This is a genomic window from Paenibacillus sp. JZ16 (genome assembly GCF_015326965.1).
Lineage (GTDB): Bacteria > Bacillota > Bacilli > Paenibacillales > Paenibacillaceae > Paenibacillus_AQ.
Genome location: NZ_CP017659.1, coordinates 3,684,313 through 3,705,974 on the forward strand (window position 1 = coordinate 3,684,313; position 21,662 = coordinate 3,705,974).

Sequence of the window (21,662 nt, forward strand, 5' to 3'; positions counted from 1 at the left end):
ATTACTTTTATATTTTATGTCAAACGTTTTCATATAATATATTCAACAATTAAAGGAACTTATTAATAATATTATGACGTATATGCCATAATAGTGTGGTAACGTTAACACATTATTGATATAGTTAAAAAGGAATTATGAAACCGTTATAGAACTAAAAATAAAGCAACAACAAAAAAGGATGATCTTATGTCAAGCATTAAAGATGTGGCCAAAAAGGCCGGGGTTTCCGTGACAACCGTGTCGCGGGTCATAAACAATCGCGGTTATATCAGCAAGGAGACCCGCAGAAAAGTAGAATGGGCCATGCAGGCGGTAGATTATCATCCCAATCAGATCGCCAGGGCTTTGCAAAGAAGCCAAACCTTTTTCATTGGCGTCATTGTTCCGGATTCAAACCATCCGTTTTTCTCCGAGTTGATCAAATACATCGAGATTCAGGCCAATGAACGAAACTACAAAGTATTGGTATGCAATTCGCTCGACGATCCCGAAAAGGAAGCCAATTATATCAACATGCTCCGGCAAAATCAGGTGGACGGGATTATTATGTGCAGCCATACACTGGATATCGAACAGTACAAAAAAGTGACGTTGCCCATCGTATCGTTCGACCGGATGATCTCCCCCAACATCCCATGCGTCGGTTCAGACAACTACCGGGGGGGCGAGTTAGCAACAGAACACTTGATCAAACAGGGCTGTAAGAAAATATTGCATATTTCGGGACCGCTGGATCTCGACATGCTGTCCAACCGGCGGGGAGACGCCTTTATTCTCACTTGCATGAAACACGGAATCGAATACGATTTCATTCAGGGAGCCCGCAACAAGCTGACCTTCGACTATTTTTGGGATTTTATCACTCATGAGCTGTCGTCGGTCGAGTTAACCGGATATGATGGCGTTTTCTGCAGCAATGATATCGTCGCATACGCTCTTTATATCTATGCCCAACAACAAGGAATAAAAATTCCTGAACAATTAAGGATCGTCGGGTATGACCATCACAGCTTCACCCGCATGCTGCAAAGCCCGAAATTGACAACGGTAAAACAGCCGATCGACCGCATCGGACGGTTGCTGCTCAATACACTGATTCAGATGATCGAAAAAAAGCCAGAGGACATCAATAACACAACTATTTTGGATGTGGAACTGGTTGTTGGGGATACGACCTGACAGAGAAAGAAGCGCCTTTGTGGCATTACTACAACATGAACAGGGAAGCACTGCATTCCTGCGTACTTCCCTGTTCAATAAAAAATATAAGGTTACCGTCTGTTCATCTCCTGCTGCTTCCCTTAAATGGCTTTGTGATTCTCACCATTCATTATTCCACCTTCGTAATCGGCGCGAAGCCGGCAAGCAGACGTTTCACGCCCACAGGCGCCGGGAATGCAATCTGCAATTCCATGTCGTTGCCACTGCCTTTTACCGCTACGATCGTACCGGTTCCCCATTTGCCATGGGCCACTTTGTCGCCGGCTTTAAATTCCCCACTGCCCGAAGCAGCAGCCGGACGGGATGACCCACCGGTTGTCATCGTCACCCGGCTCTTCGGCGCGGCTTGCGCGGAAGCGGTCGATCCGCTGAGGGAGAGGTCAACACTGCGACCGCCGCCAAAGTTGCTGCCTCCACCGCCTCCGAAGCCGCGTCCTGCGTAAGATCCGCCCACATTGCTACCGCCGCCGCGGCGGTATCGGTCATGCGCCATCTGGGTGTCTTCCTTCAATTCTTCCGGGATCTCCTCCAGGAATCGCGATGGCATGTTCGCCGTCGTGCGGCCAAATAGCGTCCGCATGCGTGCACAGGAAAGGAACAGCTGCTTCTCCGCACGCGTGATGCCTACATAAGCTAGTCGGCGTTCCTCTTCCAGCTCTTCGTTATCCATGAAGGCACGGCTATGCGGGAATACCCCCTCCTCCATACCGATGATGAACACCACCGGGAACTCCAGGCCTTTGGCACTGTGCATCGTCATGAGCACGACAGCGTCGTCACGATCTTCTTCGTCATCGTTCATCGAATCGATGTCCGCGATCAGCGCAAGATCCGTGAGGAAGGAGATGAGCGATTTATCCTCGTTGTTCTTCTCGAACTCTTGCGTCACCGACAGGAACTCGTCAATGTTCTCGAGGCGGGATCTGGATTCGATCGTATTCTCGTTTTGCAGCTCGAGCCGGTACTCGGACATTTCCAGTATTTTTTCCGTAAGCTCGGTGACCGACAGAAACTCAACCATTCGGCTAAGCGCGGCAATCATGTCGTAGAAGCCCACCAGCGCATTGCGCGTCCGTCCGGCAAAACCGAGGTCGTCCACGATTTCCAGCACGCGGAAAATCGAGATGCCCCGCTCTGCGGCTGCAGCAGCCAGCTTCGCAACGGTTGTGTCGCCGATGCTTCTTTTTGGCACGTTAATGATCCGCGTTAAACTGATATCGTCGTCCGGGTTGGAGATCAGGCGTAGGTAGGCGAGCAGGTCCTTAATCTCTTTGCGATCGTAGAACTTGATGCCCCCGACGATCTGGTACGGAATATCCGACTTGATCAGAATTTCCTCGATCACCCGGGACTGCGCATTGGTCCGATACAGAATCGCGTGGTCCTGATAGCTTTTGCCGGCGGTAACACTCTTGCTGATTTCCGAGGTAACAAAATACCCCTCATCATGCTCCGTATCCCCGCGGAACACCTTGATCTTCGGTCCTTCACCCTGCTCGGTCCACAGATTCTTCGGTTTGCGGCCTGTGTTCAGGCCGATCACATTGTTGGCAGCATTCAAAATATTCGCTGTAGAACGGTAATTCTGCTCCAGCAGAATCGTCCGCGCCTCGGGATAATCCTGCTCAAAATTCAGGATGTTCGTGATATCCGCGCCACGCCAGCGGTAGATCGACTGATCGCTGTCCCCGACAACGCAGATGCGGTGATGGCTGTCTGCCAACATGCGGCAAAGCATGTACTGCGCCCGGTTGGTATCCTGATACTCATCCACGTGAATGTACTGGAACTTCCGCTGGTAGAAGTCGAGGACCTCCGGCACTTCCTTAAACAGCTGGATCGTGGTCATGATCAGATCGTCAAAATCGAGCGAGTTGTTGCTCTTTAAGCGCTTCTGATATTCCGTATATACCTTGGCAACAAGGGTTTCAAAATAGTCTCCGGCCTTCTGTTCATACTGCTGCGGGGAGATCAGCTCATTCTTGGCCGCGCTCATGGCCGCTTGAATTGCCTTCGGCTCGAATTTCTTCGGATCAATGTTGTGCTGCTTCATCACGTTCCGAATAACGGACAGCTGATCCGTCGAGTCTAGAATACTGAAATTCGATGTAAAGCCAATCCGTTCAATGTCTCTACGCAAAATCCGCACGCACATCGAGTGGAACGTCGAGACCCAGATGTCCTGGCCTTCCCGGCCGACCAGTTTGGATACCCGCTCCTGCATCTCACGGGCTGCTTTATTCGTAAACGTAATCGCCAGGATGCTCCAAGGTGCAGCTTTGCGCGTGGCGATCAGGTATGCGATTCGGTGTGTCAGTACCCGCGTCTTACCGGAGCCGGCACCTGCCATAATGAGCAGCGGTCCGTCGGTTGCTTCAACGGCTTGGCGCTGCTGCGGATTCAGCCGTCTGACGGCGTCGTGTATATCAATGGAATGCATAGTATTGCCTCCTAATAAGTGTAGATTTGGTAAGGGAGAAACTTGGTTAAAGATGACAAGCGAAAAAAATGAAGTAGGGTCTGGCAGATAGATGAAATTCAAAGTGAATGAATATGAATATTGAATACTGTCTGTCTAAGACACGGTGCGTTCTGCTAGCTTGGTTAAATGGAATATAAAATTAAATATTATATAAATGTATACTTAACCGTCACAAGGCGGATGGAGAAAACACACTATTATAGAGCCTGAACTGGCTTAACGCGCCTCTATATTTTTGGGCAGATCTTATTAATATCTTATAACAGAGACAAGTCAGCCCTTCACGGCCTTGACCGTTTCTAGCGCCTGCTCCAGATGATCATACACAACGTTTCCAACAACGATCGTATCAGCGATAGCTGCAGCCTCCAGCGCCTGCTGGAAGGTGGTAATTCCGCCACCATAGAACAAACGGGCGTTATCCAGCGATCTTCGAACCGTACGGACGGTCTCCATATCCCCATAAACGCCGCTGTATTCCAAATACACAATCGGCAGATTCATCAGCTTGTCCGCAATCTGGGCATAAGCGGCGGCAGCGCTCGCTTCAATTGAAGTCTCAGCTCCAGTCAGCTTCGCCACCGCGGCATTCTCGTTCAACACGATATACCCCTCGGTCACAACCAGATCCCACGGGATCATGTACCCGTAGCGTTCGATTCCTTCGCGATGCCGGCCCATAATCCAGGTCGGATCCTGCGTATTCAAAACCATCGGGACCATATATAGATCAAATCCGGGTACAACGGCTTCCAGATCGGATACCTCCTGCACGCAAGGCAGCTCGTAACGCCGAACTCGGGACAGCAGATCCACGGTATTTTCATAAGTGACTCCGGTTGAGCCTCCGACCATAATGGCATCGGTTCCTGACAAACATACCGCATCAAGGGTTTCGTCATCGATCTCCTTGTCGGGGTCCAGCTTAAACACATGCCTCCAGGATTGTATCATCTCTTTCAAGCGTCATTCCTCCACGTTCACGGGTTACTATTATACTAAAATAAGTCTATGCTAGCACGGTAAGCAAGTCAATTTATGTTCGCATAAAATACGAACATTTTTTTGGTAATTGTCATTTATCCGTTCAGTCGATATCCGAACCGGGCCGCTGGAAAGGGATTGGGGCTGATACTTCGCTAAGAAAAACGTCTATCGACGTATAATCCCGGACCGCATGACGCACAATCCCGGACATATAGATGGTGGTTTTTTGTGATATCAAGTAGTCCATGCTTCGAATTTATATCTTCTGATATCAAGAAAAAGCCCGCGTCTCTTTGGGAGACAACGGACTTCGATGTTCGGCATCACTGTATATGAAATTAGCCTTTTCAATTGACGGGCGATACAACATGGGGGGCAAACCATGAAAAGCGCCCTCTATGGCAGTCACTTTTTAATAGTATATCTCAAGCTGTTCTGCTCCAGCTCCGGCTCTGTCAGCAGGTCCGAGTAAACGCCGTACACGCCCCATTTTTCATAATTGTTCACGGTCGTGGTGTCATTGATGGTGTGGACATAAGTCACAGCACCCGCTTCCTTCAGCTTCGCTACGAAATTCGGGCTGACCTTGTACTCCGGCATGGTAACCGCGTCAATGTGGTTCTCCTGTACGAAGGCGGTGATCTCAGCAGGTGAGTCCTGCGTGGCATACAGCGTATATATAATCGATTGAAACGGGTAGATGTCCTGAACCATATCAAGCATCGGCTCATTATAAATTTGGACGACTACCCGATCCAGTAGTTCCGGGTCTCGCTCATTAGCAGCACTTACAATCTCCGTGAACAGGTGCCGAATATCCTGATCCTCCTGCTCCTTCGTATCCGTCACGATGTAGATATCGGGATGACGCTCCATCATATCCATGATCCCCTCAATATCCATCGGCTGGTATAACTCCAAAATCGGCGTATTAATGAATTCTTCATGGCTCAGGCGCGCTGCCTGCTTATCATCGGGGAGTTTCTCCTTCTGACCCAGCTGCTGTGTCATGCTCTCCGTCCACTCGTGCCTGGCCACGACTTTGCGATCCTCCGTCAGCATCAAACCAATCTCGAATACCCGGGTGCCTTTCTCGTAGTTAATGACCATGGCTTCATAGGCGTTCGTGTAGGACTGTTCCCCTATGCTCCCCATGGCATGGGCGATCAGCCGATAGGCCGTGAATCCTTGCGGCGCTTCCTCTTCTAACTCCAGATGATTCAGAAGCAGTATTATAATGGCGGAACATAATAGAAGGACAGCTGCGATCCGTTTCATGGTATCCCCACCCTTTGTTTCGTTCATCGCTGTTGCTAGGTAAATACCCGGTTGAAGGGTCGGCCAAACAAAAAACGCCACTTGGCGGCTGCCAAATGACGTCTACATTCATTAAAATCAGTATGCGTTCTTAAATCCGTTGCGGATCGTGCGCAGAATGATTTTGATATCAAATAGAATGGACCAATTCTCGATGTAAAAAATATCGTGCTTGATCCGTTCCTCAATCGAAGTGTCTCCGCGCAGACCATTGCTCTGCGCCCATCCCGTGATGCCCGGGCGTACGTGGTGTTTCACCATGTACTTCGGGATCTCCTCTTTGAACTGTTCGACATAATAAGGACGTTCGGGCCTAGGGCCCACCACACTCATATGACCGAACAGGACATTGAAGAATTGTGGCAGCTCATCCAGACTGGTCTTCCGAAGAAAAGAGCCGAACTTGGTGCGGCGTGGATCATTCTCCACCGTCCAGCCTGTATCCGGTGCCCCCTCCGGCAGCGGCTTCATGGAGCGGAATTTATACATATAAAAGTTCCGGCGATTCAGCCCAACCCGCTCCTGTTTGAAAATGACAGGGCCCCGAGAAGTCAAACGAATACCCAGGTAAATCCCGATCATCACCGGCAGGGTCAGGATAATCGCTACTAAGGAGAATACAATATCGAATGCTCGCTTAAACAGTCGGTTTGCCGCTAGATCCAGCGGAATATCGCGCACGTTGATCATCGGCATACCAGCAAAATTATCAAACACTGGCCTTGCCGGGAGGTAATCGAAAAAGTCCGGGATGATCAGCGTTCGGACACCGGCCTTTTCACACGCGGCAATGATTTCAGGATATTTGTGGTGCGCATTTAGCGGAAGGGCTAGTACGACCTCGTCGACAAGCTTTTCGTTTAACACCTTATGTAGATCACCGACGGACCCCAGAATGGGTTTAAGCCGTCTCGCCTCGATGTCGTCCCACTGCTGGTAATCATCCAGGAAACCGATGACTTCATAACCAAGCTCCGGGTATTGCTTCAGATTTTTGAAGAAGCGCTTGCCTAACGACCCTGCACCCACGATGAGCACAAATTGGCGGTTGTAGCCTTTTTCCCGAAAATGCTTGAGGGATTTCTTGAGGAAATAACGGTATAGGATGATGAAAGCAACATTGAGAATCATGTAGATGGCGAGATACCAACGGGAGATATTCACTTCCTTCACGAAGAACATTAAACTGAGGAGGACGAACATCCCGATGAAATGCATCTGAAAGATCTTCATGAACTCGTCGGCAAAGCGCTTTTTCCGCTTCGGTGAGTATAAGGAAATCATGATGCCGACAGCCAAGGCTACTGCACCATAAACTAGACTCCACAAAGTATAGGTTTCAAGAGGGAGCGGTTCTTCGTACGGAAACCAACCGCTCTCAAACTTGATCCACCATGCAAACAAGAATGCCAGTTGGATAAAAGCAAAATCGGTAATCATATACAATTTGGTCAAAAACCCCTGATTTTGGCGAATCATGATTTCACCTCCACTCCACCTGAAGATTGCGTTATCGTTGCTGGACGAATAGGCTTAAGCCGGTTCATAAGCAAGGATAGGAGCAATTTTAAACCCACGCCTGCATAGACGGCTCCATTAACGAATATGTTGTATTTCTGCCGGTAATGCTTCCGATGAAAAAGAATCATCGCGCGATGGAACTCATAAATAATCTTGAACGGCCTGCGCCGGGCGCTGCCGCCTTTATAATGGATAATCGTGGTCCGAGGATAATAGTGAATGCCCCATCCCGCCTGCTTGATGCGGTAACACCAGTCAATATCTTCCCCGTACATAAAAAACGTCTCATCCAGCCCGCCTACCTGCTCAATCGTCTCGCGACGTACCAGCATGAACGCACCAACCAAACAATCCACCGGATACTCGACGTCCGGATTCAAATACCCCAATTGATACTGGTTAAACTCCGGCTTGTTCGGGAACAGCTTGCTGAGCCCGAAGGCATAGTAAAAGGAAGCCGAAGGCGTCGGGAACCCTCTTTTGCAGGCCTTATCCAGCGAACCGTCCGGGAGGACGATTTTACATCCAGAGACCCCAACGATCGGATTGTAGTCCATAAAAGCGACCATCGTCTGGATCGTATCCTGCTGGATAATCGTGTCGGAATTCAGCAGCAGCATATAGCGACCTTGCGCCATTTCCATCCCCTGATTGTTCGCTTTGGCAAAGCCGGTATTCTCCGTGTTCTCGATCAGCTTGACCTGCGGGAATAACTCTCGGATGGTCTGAACCGACTCGTCCTTCGAGTTGTTATCAATCAAAATGATTTCGTATGTATATTCCGTCTCTGATGCAAACACGGATCGCAAACAGTCCACCGTCAGCTGACAGGTATTGTAGTTCACGATTAAAATGCTTAAATCCATTGCATAACGTCTCCTGACAAATATAGTAATCTATCGACATTATAGCATAGTTCGCGGGGAAATAAGGAATATCAAGGAATAAGTTTGCTCTGTCCTCTTCCATTCAACTCTCATATAAACCCGATCAAAATAAAAAACTTGAACAACAAACTCTCTGCCTTGGATTGTCTGTACAATTTGCTCTTGCGCGCATAATGTAATCTATCGATGAATTTTGTGCGAGATGCGAGAAATAACTCCAGCTGTTCTTTCAGTTCTCCAGTCAATCGCGATCCATAGATTCGATGAAACTCGCTCGCTTGTTTATGCAGCAAGTCTTTGCCTGTATGCCTCTTAAAACTGGCCCATTTGCTCTTCAACTTACCCACGATGGAGTTACTGCCTCCTACCACATTATTATTGTGCTGACGGTATAACATGGACGGCGTGTTATCGTAGATTACGGTTCCAAATGCGGATACGAGCAGGTAGAACCACCAATCGTGCATAAGAACCTTTTGGCTGTCCACCGATTTACTATTTATAAACAGGTTTCTTGTTGATCGATTCATCGTAATCGTTGCGCCAATGGCAATATTCTCGTATAACGCATTGAAGAAAGAAGGCTCCTGAGCAGGAGGTTTAGGCCATGCACCTTTCCGGTTTAACTCGTCATCCGCAAGGTAGGTCGATGTAAATACCATCGCCGGTACTTCTGTATATATAGATGAATTCAAACGTGCTATAGCATGCTCTACCTTATGATCAAGCCACACATCATCCTGGTCACAAAAACAGTAGTAATCAACTTCGGCGTCTGCAGCACGCAGCAATTCAAAGAAGCTGGACACAACGCCAACATTTGATCCTTTTATGAGCTTGATCTTGTCTGGATGTGTTGTCACCCATTGGTCGAGAAGCTCCATCGTTTTATCAGTCGACCCATCGTCTCTTATCAGGATGGAGACAGTAGCATACGTCTGATTAAGAATACTCTGGATTTGCTCGGATATATATTGTTCGCCGTTATAGGCGGATAACAATACTTGCACTTTTTTCATACGGGAACCTCCGGAAAAAATACATTGGCTTCATACTTTTGTAATTCATTAGATCTACAAGTGGTTTTAGGGAAGAGGTTAATAAAAAAACCTGATCATACAGATCAGGTCTCTAACATCGCTGTATTCACTTTAAGTATAGTTCAGGGCGCTGCTTCATATCCAGCATAAACTGCTTCAGCCCTTCACGCCAATGTGGCAAATCCTCAAATTGGTTTAGACGGATAGCCAGGTGATCCATCGTTGAATTGGCCGGACGTGGAGCGGGTCTGGGAAACTCTTCAGTAGTGCAAGGCTGCAATTCAGCTGTTATGGTAAGTCCCAATTGTTCACGAGCCTCTTCAAAAATGGCGCTAGTAAACTCATACCAAGTACAAGAACCACTGTTGGAGGCATGATATATACCGTATTTTTCAGTGGAGATGAGGTTTAACAAAAATTGTGCCAGATCTACTGTGTAGGTGGGGGAACCCTTTTGATCGTTAACCACCCTTAATAACGGTTTTTCCTGACCTAGACGGAGCATCGTTTTCACAAAGTTATTCCCATGCAGGCCGAACAGCCACGATGTTCGTACAATAAACCAACGAGAGCAAAAACTCTGAACCATTTGCTCCCCAGCAAGCTTCGATTTTCCATAAACGCTTTGCGGGTGGGGGAAATCATGCTCTATATAAGGCCTCTCGGTTGTACCACTAAAAACGTAATCCGTGCTAATAAATACGATCTTGGCATCGATTTTTTCGGCAGCGAGAGCCATGTTTCTAGTACCTATTGCATTCACGACATAAGCAGCTTCCACATCCGTCTCTGCAGCATCTACTGCCGTATAAGCGGCACAATGAATGATCCAGTCGGGTCGGCGAGTTGAACTTACTTGGAGGCATTGATCTAGGTCCGTTATGTTTAGTTCTTTTCTACCGCAGCTAAAAACTTCATGACCAGCTAGGTTAAATATCCGTGCAATATCCTGCCCTAGCTGACCATGTGCTCCTGTGATTAATACCTTCATCCGTTCCCACCCAAACGGCTGCCATACTGCTGGGTCAAATAATCACGATATGCGCCGGATTGAATTCTCGTCCACCACTCATTGTTGCTCAAATACCACTGAATCGTTTCCTTAATGCCTGTCTCGAAGTTGTGCTTTGGCTTCCAGCCCAGCTCATTCATTATTTTTGTAGGATCAATGCCATAACGTCGGTCATGGCCTGGACGGTCTGCTACATAAGTGATCAATGATTCCGGCTTCCCGAGCTCTTCCAAAATCGTTTTTACGATATGCAGATTGGTCCGCTCATTGTTCCCCCCGATATTATAAACCTCGCCCAACTTCCCTTGATGAATAACCAGATCGATCGCACTACAATGATCCTCAACATACAGCCAATCGCGGATATTCAGGCCGTCACCGTATATAGGTAGAGATTCATCATTTAGGGAACGAGAGATAATAAGAGGGATCAGCTTCTCAGGGAATTGATATGGACCATAGTTATTCGAGCAGCGAGTGATGTTAACTGGAAGACCAAAGGTCTCATGATAAGCCCTTACAAGCAGATCCCCACCTGCCTTGCTGGCTGAATAAGGACTGTTAGGAGCAAGTGGCGTGGTTTCAGAGAACAAACCGGTTTCGCCCAAGGACCCATATACTTCATCCGTGGATACTTGAACAAATTTGGTCACGCCATATTTTTTGGCTGCATCCAGAAGGACTTGTGTACCCAGCACATTGGTGTTCACAAAGATTTCCGGTTCCAAGATGCTGCGATCTACGTGTGATTCTGCTGCGAAATTAACCACCACATCGATGCCTTGTTGAAAAATCGCATCTACTGATGGTTTGTCAGCAATATCTGCTTTCACGAACGAGTAGTTTGGGTGGTATTGTACGGATTTTAAATTTTCAAGGTTGCCTGCATACGTAAGTGCATCCATATTCACGATCTGGTAATCGGGATACTGCTGCATCATATACAAAATGAAGTTACTGCCGATAAAACCGGCACCGCCGGTAACAAGAAGTTTCATCCGAACTGCCCCCTAGTCAAAATTGATCTCTGCGTCTTTCAGCAGTGGGTGCCGCTGGTCTTTATCCGATAGTATCGGATTCGACATTGGCCAATCAATCCCCAAAGCTGGATCATTCCATAATATGCCGCGGTCATTCTCAGGGGAATAATATTCATCGACTTTATAAAGAACCTGGGTGCTCGGCACCAGCGTACAAAAACCATGTGCGAAGCCCTTAGGAACAAGCAGCTGACGATGGTTATGCTCGCTCAAGATGACACCAATCCACTGACCAAAGGTAGGAGAGCTTTTTCTAATATCTACGATCACATCGTAAATTGCACCTGTTAGGACACGTATGAGTTTGGTTTGAGCCTTAGGGTTGAGCTGATAATGAAGACCACGCAAAACACCAGCTTCTGCGGATAAAGATTGGTTGTCTTGGATGAAGTTATAGGCAATGCCATGTTGTTTAAAAAGTGAATTGTTGTAACTCTCCATAAAAAAACCCCGGTGATCGCCGTGGACCACCGGTTCAAGTACAAAGGCGTCTGTGAGTTTTAAAGGAGTTACGTTCATCTTTCAATTCCTCCCTAACTACAGTTTAAGTTTTCCGAAATCATCACCGAATCGAACATCTCTAGCCAACTCATTGGCCCGAGCGAGCGACGCATGCGTTCCCGCATCCGTCCACCAGCCTTGAAGCGTATCAAAGGTAAGCTCTTCTCGTTCAATATATGCATTGTTGACGTCTGTGATTTCCAATTCGCCACGAGCTGATGGTTTCAACGTCTTAATAATATCAAAAACCCTATCATCATACATATATATTCCCGTGACAGCATAATTGGACTTAGGCTGTTCCGGTTTTTCTTCAATGGAAATGATTTGGCTGCCTTGGATTTCCGGAACACCAAAACGGTTAGGATCAGGAACTTCCTTAATTAGGATCTTGGCACCGGACATTTGGCTTTGAAAGTTAGCCACATACGTGGAGATATCATCCTCAAACACGTTATCGCCGAGGATGACCGCCACTGATTCGCCATTTGCAAATTGCTCTGCAAGGTTCAACGCTTGAGCAATGCCTCCTGCTTCATCCTGCACTTTATATGTGAAGGAAACCCCCATTTCGCTACCGCTACCTAATAGGTTTACTACATCCCCCATGTGGTCCTTCCCCGTCACAATGAGTATGTCTGTAAGGCCAGCTTGACGGAGTTTATACACAGGGTAGAAGATCATTGGATATGCGCCAACTGGCAGAAGGTGTTTATTGGTGACTTTGGTTAAGGGATAGAGGCGTGAGCCTGTTCCGCCTGCTAAAATAATTCCTTTCATTCGCGGCACCTTCTTCCGTCTAAAAAAAATTTAAACATAAAATTTTTTAAGGGAAATTATAGACTTAATTTTGATGTGCCAAGCTTTTCAAAATGTTATTTATTTCCTTACCAACAGACTCCCATGTGTATTTATCTGATAAGAGCGAGTACCCCTGTTCTCCCATTTTTTCTCCAGCAGCCGGATTGTTCAATAAGTATTGAATATCCTCATGGAGTTTCTCTTTTCTACTCGTAATACCATTGAAGCCGTTTTGGACAAGCTCAACAAAAGCAGGACAATCCTCATTCACTATAACCGGTTTTTTTTGCATCCACGCTTCCAAAATGACTATCCCAAAACTCTCACTACTACTCATTGTGACAAGCATTGAACACTTTTTAAGTGCCCCCAATACTTCTTCACGTGTCAGCTCTCCAAAATAGAATACATTTTCGTTTTCTATGGGATCACCATCTTCATCTTTTCCCACAATAACTAGGTTGCATTTTTTAAAATCACGGTTTATTTTCTCAACAGCATCTATAACCCAGCTATAATTTTTGGAACGAGCTTTTCTACCTAGAACCAATATGAATGGAAGTTCTAAATCAAACCTTTTTCTGAACAATGTATCATCTATATTCTGATACTCATCCTTACTTATTGCTCCACCTGGAAGACATATAGTATTCGCTCCTATTTTATTATAGAAAAGAGGGACTGACAGTTCTGGAGCTGCAATGACTTTATTAGCTTCTAATAAAGCATTGTAATATGAGTTCCAATGATAGAACTCATCATCTATGTGGTAATGAGGAAGTACAACTACTGGTTTATTATGTTTTTTTGAAAGTTCAACAGCTTTAATTGTCGTATTAAAGGGAACGCTATGTCCAAGAACAATGTCTACCTCCTTAATATGTACCTCTAACCATTTGTCCATCTCATTCGAAAGCGGTCCGCGAGTCCTTTGAAATAACTCATCCCAATGAGGATCCCTAGTTTTTGCTTGAGTAATAAGTCCTTCAATATATTCCTCATAATAATGTTGTTTAAGATAATCTTTATAACTATAATCTAATTGCAACTCTTTCGACTTATTGTTTACTTCAATTAATATTGATTCTATTCTTATTCCAAGACAACGTGGGTCTGAACCCTCTAAGTAATATGGATCCATTTCCAACTCAATGATTTCAGCCCCATTGGGTTTAATAACAATCTCAAAACTACCATTAAGTTTTTCTTTCCTTAATATTTTGTTATTGTTCTTGAATAACACCTCCTTCTTTTCTGGAACACTCCCAATGAAAGTTAGAGTTTGAACGTTTTTTGTGTAAATATAGGCGTGATTTGATGACCAGATTGATGAATATTTTCCGCTATGTTCAGGGTAAAACCAGCCTCCAAGCAAAATTGGAAACTCATACTTATGAATAAAATTCAACGAGAATCTTATAGATTCATGAACCCATTGATTAAATAACAGTTTGCTATTATCATACGCTATTTTGTCATCCAAGTTATAAACCGGAAACTTATAGATATGAGTATCCTTATAAGATTTATTATTAAAATCATCATCATAGGTATACTCATTGGAAAAATGAAATTTATTATATATATATTCAATGTCTAATGTAGCAACATCTATAGAGAAATCCTCTATGTCATCTATTTTCTTGATAATGTTTAGAAGATAAGTCTCAGCTCCTCCAAGCGGAGGCTCAGTGTACCTGTATGTTAATACAAGCAACTTTTTCTTTTTCCTTTCAAAAACCTTTTCCATAATCAGGTTTTTATATCTTCTAGCCAATACTTCCCACGAAAGATGGTTTTTAACGTATAGCCTTGCTTTCCTTCCTATTAATTCTTGTTGTTTTGAATCAGAAAGTAACTTCTTTAGATTCATTTGAAAATCCGTCAATTCGCTAATTACAGCATGGACATTATCCTCAATATCATATCCCCGTTTACCTATATTAGTAGTGAGGGTTGGTAATGAGTGTTCCATATAATCTGCCAACTTTAAATTAGAACCTGATCCACCAGACATAGGATTAACAGCCACATCAGCCATTTGCATAATAAATTCCTTGTGAACATCATTTAATCTACCAAAAAGGATGACATTATCCGGATAATCACCTATAAGTGCATCACATACCGTTCCTATTATGACAAAGTATGCAGCTATATGTGGCGCTAATTCCTCTATAATAAACCTAGCAGCCTTTATGTTGGGAGGATGTCCACTTCCGACAAAAACAACCACCGGAAATCCATTGAATACAGCTTTTAAATTTTGAGTGTTGTTGATTTTTTTAGTTACTTCTACTCCATTTTTAACAGTTTCAATTTCAGTATTTTTATCCCCAATTAACTCCCTTAAACTATCATGATCTGTATCAGAAACGCTTACAATAAATTCACTTTTTTGACAAGCTAAGTGTTCAATCTTGAACACTTGGTCATTTAGTTCTTTAAATCGAGGGTGTCCTACTAGCACTTCTCTTTTTAAAGTAATTTCCGAATTTAGGCTCTCATAAACAAAAGGTTTATCATCCTCTGCAAAGTTAGTAAGCATTACCATGTAAGGATGTACTAAAATAATTAGGTCTGCTGTTGAATACATTAATTTGTAAATTTTTTTCAAGAGTTCATTCTTTTCAACCATATAAGAAGTCACAATATCCGAAGCACTAATCCAGTATAAACTATTAACATTAATCTCTTCCTCTACATGCTCAGATGTTTTTGAGACTGAAATCTGCGAAAAACTATCAGTTATATCTTCTCTCACTATTCCTTTATTATCATTTAGACACAACATATTAACTTGATAATATTTTGAAACGGCTGAGTATAGCTTATTAATTCTAATTTCTCCACCAGATGTAGGATTTGAAACTTCAAAATCATTTAGTAATAGAATGCTAGGTTTTTTCTTTAAATTACTTTGTAATAATTCCGAAAGCCTTAAACCAACCTTACCTACAATCTTTTCCCAAGAGAAATTTTCTAAGATATAACATTGACCGTTTAGCCCAATACTTTCTATCTTATCATCCCTCTCTTTTGAGAGAGTGTTTAAAACATCTGAAAAATTATCTTTTGTCGCCCTAAAGTAGTTCAATTCATCAGTTAAATTTAAGCCTCTAGCTCCAAACTCCGTAGATACGGTTGGTATACCAGCAGCAAGATATTCTATTATTTTCAAGTTAGTTCCAGCCCCTGAAAACATGGGGTTAATTGCTATACTTGAATTAGAGAACAGTTGATTTTTTTTCTCATCATCTATCAATCCTAATAATTTCACATTAGCTTGAGTTACATTCGTGAAATTGTTACAACATGCGCCGGCTACTAGAAATTCTATATCGGGACAACTAGGAGCCAAAGTAGTGAGAATGAAGTCAACTGCCTCCACATTTGGAGGATGTGCACTTCCTATAAAAAATGCTGTTAGTCTACCCTTTTCGACAGTACGAGTAATGTCCTTCCAATCATTTGGTTCAATTCCGTTAGGAGCTAGAAATATTTTCCGCAATTCTAGATTGTAATTATTCAAAAAGCTTATTTTTTCTTCTTCCGATATCACAAATACAACATCTGATTTTTGTGCTAATTTACGCTCTAAATTATCAATATATTCAACATATTTACTAGCATTTTTCCCTTTCCAAGTTTGCCGGACTAGTTCTGTCTCATGATTATAACTATTGTAGATTCTAGGCTTTTTATCTATTCCAAAAAAAACGTCGTAATTTAGCATATATGGGGAATCATGGATAATGAAATCACAATATTCGTACAACTCTAGATACTTCTCATGATAATTGTTGTATTGCTCTGCGCTTAGTGCACAGACAAGTGCTGAAATCTCTGTGCCAACATCCTCTTTATCTAAATTAAAGTGTAGCGTATCATGAATACTTTGTTTAGGAACTCGATATTCTCGAAAATGATCATTATGGCAAATTACCTCTAATTCATGGTGAGAATATGTTGGAGATAACAAAGTTACATCAATAGTTCTGCTTAATTCTTTATAAAAATTATAATATCTCAACTCTCCCCCACTAGTAGATGGATTAAATGCCGGGAAAAAGTTCATAACTAAAGCCTTCTTCATTCTTACCTCCTGATAAGTCACGGTTTATAAGCGATCAAAGAATAATCCTGTTCCATACTAATTTTATAAAGCACTTCGTCGATATCACGATGATTCACATAATCTGGATCATTCCGTTTATGTAAACGGTGTATTTCGGTATTGATAAACCCTTTCTGTTGGGCAATAAACTCTATGGTGTCGGGTACAAGTGGCTTCTGATGGGTTGGATCATAAAAGAAACTATATGACCCAACCATAATATTCTCTGGATTTGGAGTTTCAAATATAATCATCCCGCCCGGCTTAAGTATTCGCATACATTCTTCTAATACTTTTATAGTTATGTTTAGGGGAATATGCTCAATTATATGGAATCCGGTAATAACTCCCGCCGACTCAGCATTCTGTTTAAATAGATATGATAATATATCCATATACTCCACTTTAATCCCCAATTCCGTACAATAATTCACCATATCTTCATTAAGGTCAGTGCCCTCGGCAGCATACCCTTTTTCTTTAAGAAGTTCTAGCCATTCTCCACGTCCACAGCCGAGGTCTAATAACTTACAATTCGACATTTTTTTAAAAACTTTGTCTACATGGGGAATATAATATTCTTGGCGCATCTTAATGTTTGAACGCGTCCCCCTATATCTATCTTCAAATGCTAGATACATAGAATCAAAAAGACTATTATCATTATCGACATAATTTTCCCACAACACTTTGGTTCTATTATCTAATACCTGACTCTTCAATGTTGTCTCCTTGTTATGTGATTCTATATTCGTTACCTTTGATTCTACATTCGCCACCATCGATTCTAAAATCTCGACTTTGGATTGGAGCCTATGTATCTCCAACCTATATTGATCAATAATGTTGTTTTGTTTTGATAGTAAACTCTCAACTGCCTCAACATTATTATCATTTATTTTATCACGTATAGTGAATCTGGCATTTGTATAGGCTTCAATTTGCTGAAGGTGTTTAACGATCCGAGGGAGTTTAATCATTGAAGCAATGACTTTCAAACCGTACCCAAAAAACGGTAAGTTTGTTATCCTGCTGTATGCGTACTTTTTTTTCAAACCAATAATTTGCACATTAAATCTTTGTGCCTCTTTTGATTTCTTCAGACGGCCAAGTATTTGAACTTTAGATAAAGTACCGTTACGCAACAAAGCCAGAAAATTGTTAAACCCTTGACTATCGGGATTTCTCCTTAGCAAGGCATGATAACAAACCCGGATAAATTCCTCATCATCATATTGTAAGAGTTCCTCAAGAAAATAAATCTCCTTTATCGGAAGTTTGATATCTTCTCGTAGACGAGACAATTCCATTCTCTGTTCATTGACTATTCCCTTTCCAACCTCGGTGATTTCTTTAATATCAATATTTTCGAGAGACGGTAACTCCAAAAAGTGATTGATACTATTTATAATATCTTGTGAACGCAGCGGCCGCATTTTCTTATCCACATTTATACCTCCTATAATCCCTTATATACCTCGTAAGTTTTCGAAGCAGTACTTTCCCATGAAAACTTTGCAGCCTGCTTTAAGCCTTTGGCAATTAAATCACTTCGAATTTCTTCGTCCTGTATTACTCTTGCAATTTCTAAGGCAATCTCATTAACATCATAAGGGTCCGTTTGAATGCCCGCTTGTTCTACAACCTCAGGTAAAGAAGAGCAATTCGACGTTATGACTGGAATACCTGACTGCATTGCCTCTAGCACTGGAAGGCCAAAGCCTTCATAGATAGATATATATATAAATAGCGAAGCCAGATTGTATATCTTTGGGAGATCGTTTTCTTTTATATATCCAGGAAAAAGAACATAATTTTCTAATTTCAGTTGTGTGACTGTATGAAGTACTTCATCATAACCAAGCCCTTTCCCACCAATCAAAACAAGTTTATGTTCAATTTGATATTTGTTCCTTGCTTCCGCATAAGCCTTTATCATATTTATTACATTTTTCCTCATTTCAATAGTCCCGACAAACAAAATAAACTTAGATGGCAAACCATATACACCTCTAATATACTCTACATTCTCAGGTTTCCTTAAACAGTAATTAGGGGATGCAGCTAAATGGATGCACACAATTTTAGATTCCTTGACCCCAAAATATTGTTGAAGATCCTTTCCGGTACTGAATGAATCAACAATAATTAGATCACTTTCATTTGCAGCATACTTTGACCACTCTGTATGATGGTCTACAATAGATTTTGGTACAAATTCAGGGTGTTTTATAAAGGAAAGATCGTGAATAGTAACTACCTTCTTTGCTCTTCGTGTAGGTAGCAGAACATAATTAGTTCCATGAAAAACATCAAACCTTCCAATAAATGTTTCGATTTGGAAGGTATTGTATAGTAATTTATTGTTGGATTTAGTACGATATAAATCATATGGAAAAGGAGCTTTTCTTAATGTGTAGTTATCCACATCTATACTTTTCGAAAATCCAATACCATTACATAATAACTCCAAATTCAGTTCATTAAATCTACTTAGATTGTTATATAAATTTTCAACATAATATCCAATCCCGGTCTTTCTTCCTAGCAATGGCATACCGTCCATAATAATTCTCATTCTCGTTTCCCTTCTACTCAATCAACCATTGGTGCGGTATTTTAGCAATGCCTATATCTAACACTGATGAGGACACATGTATTGAGACAGCTCTAGAATAATAGTCATAGGCTGTACCGTCTATTTGATGAAATGCAAAGTCAAGCATATATTTACCAGCTACCAAGGGGAGTTGATCAAATTGACAAATTATAGTTCCTTTGGACTTAAATTTCCCATTAAAATCATCAATTCGAGTGTTAGATCCATAGCAGTTTATACCATCAATAGTAGTTAACATAAAACCAAAAACAATATCTTCAACAATTTCATGCATAGCATAGTCAACTTTGATTAATACACGGTCACCACTTTTAAATGAATAACTTTCTTCATTATTGTGATTGAATATATTAATACCATTAATTCGAACTTTACCATTTCCCCATCTACTAGATGTTCCACTCAATACGTGCCCCTTAGGACTTTCCTGCACTAAATTTGAATTAACAAGAGATTTATTATCTCGTAGTTGCTGATTGTTATGCTTATCCCCCTCTTCCCCTTCTAGATAGTCTAAATATTCTCGAATAACCTCTTTAGCCGGTCCTATTTTATAAACTTCACCATACTTCAACCAGATTACCTCATCACACATATTCTCAAGAGTAGTATTATCGTGCGATACAATTACTATTGTTTTATTTTGCTTTTTCAACTCTTTAAGACGATTTATACATTTTCTTTGAAACGCTGTATCTCCGACAGAAAGAATCTCATCAATTAATAAGATATCTGGATTTACAGTTATTGCTACAGAAAAAGCCAACCTCATATACATACCTGAAGAATAGCTACGTAAAGGATTGTCGATAAAGTCTTCAAGTTCAGAAAACATAATGATATCATCAACCATCTTATCTATCTCTCGTTTAGTAAATCCTAGAATTGATGCATTCATATAAATATTTTCTCTTCCAGTAAAGTCCGGGTGGAATCCTGCACCTAATTCTAACAAACTTGACACTTTCCCATTTACCTCAATACTACCTTTAGTAGGATACATAATTTTCGTCATCATTTTTAGAAGAGTACTCTTGCCAGATCCATTACGTCCAATAATACCTACAGTTTTCCCCGCATCAATTTGACAATTCACATTTTTTAACGCCCAGTACTCTTCTTTTGAGGATGTTTTTCGAATAATTATTTTTTCTTTTAAAGTAGTTCTCTTGTTTTTATTTAAAATGAAGACTTTTGAAAGATTCTTGACTTTAATAGAGACCATTTCATCACACCCTAATATGCGTTATATTTCCTCAGCAAATTTACGTTGTAAAATATGATATATAAACCAACCTCCAATTAATATAAGGATAGAGACAAGAGCATAGAGTCCAAGCTTATCCATTTGTGGGAGGACACCGTAAAAAAATATATCTCGATAAGCCTCAATAATGTAAGACAATGGGTTTAATTTAAACAAATATTGAAACTTTTCAGGAATATAATCCAAGCTAAAAATAATCGGCGTTAAGTAAAAAAGGAATTGCAGTAAGAATGAAAGGATATGTTCTAAATCTCTAAAGAAAATATTTATAGAAGCAACTACAAATGAGAGACCGAGAGTGATAAATGCATGTATAATTAGTACAATTGGGAATAGAAGTATAGCATGGCTGATTTTCACTCCAAATATTAATAAAGCCGGAATCAATATAACTAACCCAAACAAGTAGTTAATAACTCCCCCGATAACTACCGATATAGGTAAAATCTCCCTAGGGAAATATATTTTTTTAACTAAGCTATTGTTTCTCAATACAACTGCTGCACTACTCTGAAGAGAAGTAGAGAAAAATATCCACGGTAATATTGCTACAAAAAGAAACATAGGATAATTATCAATATTCATTCTCATTATAGACGAAAATACTAGTGAATAAATAACAAGCATCAATAATGGATTAATAAATGTCCATAGAAAACCAAGAACTGATCCTTTATATCTTGTTCTTAAATCAGTAAGTACCATGCTCTTAAGCATTTGCCTATAACGATAAACCTCTTGCAAGCGATAAAACATAGCAAACTCACCTTATCCTTCATTCTGCTTAAAAATAATTAATAACAATAAAGCGATTTTGCACTTTTATTTCACTTTAAAGTGAAAATC

At 41.9% G+C, this 21,662-nt stretch carries 16 protein-coding genes; 1 reads left to right on the forward strand and 15 read right to left on the reverse strand.

The features are described 5' to 3' along the window. The first annotated feature begins 189 nt into the window (after positions 1-189). Positions 190-1,182, forward strand: coding sequence for a LacI family DNA-binding transcriptional regulator (locus tag BJP58_RS16940; RefSeq protein ID WP_194544730.1), 993 nt, complete (start codon positions 190-192; stop codon positions 1,180-1,182). A 151-nt stretch (positions 1,183-1,333) separates the two neighbouring features. Here the strand turns inward: BJP58_RS16940 and pcrA are convergent, their stop codons facing one another. The 15 genes from pcrA to BJP58_RS17015 all read right to left on the reverse strand — a co-directional run bounded on the left by pcrA (position 1,334) and on the right by BJP58_RS17015 (position 21,572). Then, a complete protein-coding gene (pcrA, locus tag BJP58_RS16945) occupies positions 1,334-3,664 on the reverse strand; it encodes a DNA helicase PcrA (RefSeq protein ID WP_194544731.1) in 2,331 nt (776 codons plus the stop codon). 315 nt (positions 3,665-3,979) lie between these two features. After that, positions 3,980-4,669 (reverse strand): heptaprenylglyceryl phosphate synthase, encoded by a 690-nt coding sequence (locus tag BJP58_RS16950; protein ID WP_194544732.1) that lies wholly within the window; start codon positions 4,667-4,669, stop codon positions 3,980-3,982. A gap of 429 nt (positions 4,670-5,098) precedes the next feature. Further along, the gene (locus BJP58_RS16955; protein WP_194544733.1) at positions 5,099-5,971 is read right to left on the reverse strand and encodes a phosphatidylinositol-specific phospholipase C/glycerophosphodiester phosphodiesterase family protein; all 873 of its coding nucleotides are present in this window, start codon (positions 5,969-5,971) and stop codon (positions 5,099-5,101) included. A gap of 117 nt (positions 5,972-6,088) precedes the next feature. Continuing rightward, positions 6,089-7,489: an undecaprenyl-phosphate glucose phosphotransferase gene (locus tag BJP58_RS16960; RefSeq protein ID WP_194544734.1), complete on the reverse strand. Its 1,401-nt coding sequence runs from the start codon at positions 7,487-7,489 to the stop codon at positions 6,089-6,091. Next, positions 7,486-8,397, reverse strand: coding sequence for a glycosyltransferase family 2 protein (locus tag BJP58_RS16965; protein ID WP_194544735.1), 912 nt, complete (start codon positions 8,395-8,397; stop codon positions 7,486-7,488). The genes BJP58_RS16960 and BJP58_RS16965 overlap by 4 nt, the downstream gene beginning before the upstream one ends. A gap of 110 nt (positions 8,398-8,507) precedes the next feature. Then, positions 8,508-9,437, reverse strand: a complete 930-nt coding sequence (locus tag BJP58_RS16970) for a glycosyltransferase family 2 protein (protein WP_194544736.1) — start codon at positions 9,435-9,437, stop codon at positions 8,508-8,510. Between the two features lie 127 nt (positions 9,438-9,564). Next, a complete protein-coding gene (gene rfbD, locus BJP58_RS16975; RefSeq protein ID WP_194544737.1) occupies positions 9,565-10,449 on the reverse strand; it encodes a dTDP-4-dehydrorhamnose reductase in 885 nt (294 codons plus the stop codon). Continuing rightward, complete coding sequence (rfbB, locus tag BJP58_RS16980; RefSeq protein WP_194544738.1) at positions 10,446-11,468, reverse strand: dTDP-glucose 4,6-dehydratase; 1,023 nt, start codon at positions 11,466-11,468, stop codon at positions 10,446-10,448. Before rfbB ends, rfbD begins: the two co-directional genes overlap by 4 nt. A gap of 12 nt (positions 11,469-11,480) precedes the next feature. Next, positions 11,481-12,029 (reverse strand): dTDP-4-dehydrorhamnose 3,5-epimerase, encoded by a 549-nt coding sequence (gene rfbC / locus BJP58_RS16985; protein WP_194544739.1) that lies wholly within the window; start codon positions 12,027-12,029, stop codon positions 11,481-11,483. An 18-nt stretch (positions 12,030-12,047) separates the two neighbouring features. After that, positions 12,048-12,791, reverse strand: a complete 744-nt coding sequence (locus BJP58_RS16990; protein WP_194544740.1) for a sugar phosphate nucleotidyltransferase — start codon at positions 12,789-12,791, stop codon at positions 12,048-12,050. A 64-nt stretch (positions 12,792-12,855) separates the two neighbouring features. Beyond that, on the reverse strand, positions 12,856-16,908 hold the full coding sequence (locus BJP58_RS16995; protein WP_194544741.1) for a glycosyltransferase family 4 protein: 4,053 nt from the start codon (positions 16,906-16,908) through the stop codon (positions 12,856-12,858). A gap of 17 nt (positions 16,909-16,925) precedes the next feature. Next, the gene (locus BJP58_RS17000; RefSeq protein WP_194544742.1) at positions 16,926-18,377 is read right to left on the reverse strand and encodes a methyltransferase domain-containing protein; all 1,452 of its coding nucleotides are present in this window, start codon (positions 18,375-18,377) and stop codon (positions 16,926-16,928) included. Positions 18,378-18,388: 11 nt separating this feature from the next. After that, the gene (locus BJP58_RS17005) at positions 18,389-19,507 is read right to left on the reverse strand and encodes a glycosyltransferase family 4 protein (protein WP_194544743.1); all 1,119 of its coding nucleotides are present in this window, start codon (positions 19,505-19,507) and stop codon (positions 18,389-18,391) included. Positions 19,508-19,520: 13 nt separating this feature from the next. Beyond that, positions 19,521-20,774, reverse strand: coding sequence for an ABC transporter ATP-binding protein (locus BJP58_RS17010; protein WP_194544744.1), 1,254 nt, complete (start codon positions 20,772-20,774; stop codon positions 19,521-19,523). A 21-nt stretch (positions 20,775-20,795) separates the two neighbouring features. Then, entirely contained in the window at positions 20,796-21,572 is a 777-nt protein-coding gene (locus BJP58_RS17015; protein WP_194544745.1) for an ABC transporter permease, read from the reverse strand. Between the last annotated feature and the right edge of the window lie 90 nt (positions 21,573-21,662).

Bases quoted from the DNA above. Each gene is read 5' to 3' on its own strand.
- BJP58_RS17005 (WP_194544743.1), bottom strand. From the start codon at position 19,507: ATGAGAATTATTATGGACGGTATGCCATTGCTAGGAAGAAAGACCGGG.
- BJP58_RS16940 (WP_194544730.1), top strand. From the start codon at position 190: ATGTCAAGCATTAAAGATGTGGCCAAAAAGGCCGGGGTTTCCGTGACA.
- rfbB (WP_194544738.1), bottom strand. From the start codon at position 11,468: ATGAAACTTCTTGTTACCGGCGGTGCCGGTTTTATCGGCAGTAACTTC.
- rfbD (WP_194544737.1), bottom strand. From the start codon at position 10,449: ATGAAGGTATTAATCACAGGAGCACATGGTCAGCTAGGGCAGGATATT.
- BJP58_RS16990 (WP_194544740.1), bottom strand. From the start codon at position 12,791: ATGAAAGGAATTATTTTAGCAGGCGGAACAGGCTCACGCCTCTATCCC.
- BJP58_RS16970 (WP_194544736.1), bottom strand. From the start codon at position 9,437: ATGAAAAAAGTGCAAGTATTGTTATCCGCCTATAACGGCGAACAATAT.
- pcrA (WP_194544731.1), bottom strand. From the start codon at position 3,664: ATGCATTCCATTGATATACACGACGCCGTCAGACGGCTGAATCCGCAG.
- rfbC (WP_194544739.1), bottom strand. From the start codon at position 12,029: ATGAACGTAACTCCTTTAAAACTCACAGACGCCTTTGTACTTGAACCG.
- BJP58_RS17015 (WP_194544745.1), bottom strand. From the start codon at position 21,572: ATGTTTTATCGCTTGCAAGAGGTTTATCGTTATAGGCAAATGCTTAAG.
- BJP58_RS16965 (WP_194544735.1), bottom strand. From the start codon at position 8,397: ATGGATTTAAGCATTTTAATCGTGAACTACAATACCTGTCAGCTGACG.
- BJP58_RS17010 (WP_194544744.1), bottom strand. From the start codon at position 20,774: ATGGTCTCTATTAAAGTCAAGAATCTTTCAAAAGTCTTCATTTTAAAT.
- BJP58_RS16995 (WP_194544741.1), bottom strand. From the start codon at position 16,908: ATGAAGAAGGCTTTAGTTATGAACTTTTTCCCGGCATTTAATCCATCT.
- BJP58_RS16955 (WP_194544733.1), bottom strand. From the start codon at position 5,971: ATGAAACGGATCGCAGCTGTCCTTCTATTATGTTCCGCCATTATAATA.
- BJP58_RS16960 (WP_194544734.1), bottom strand. From the start codon at position 7,489: ATGATTCGCCAAAATCAGGGGTTTTTGACCAAATTGTATATGATTACC.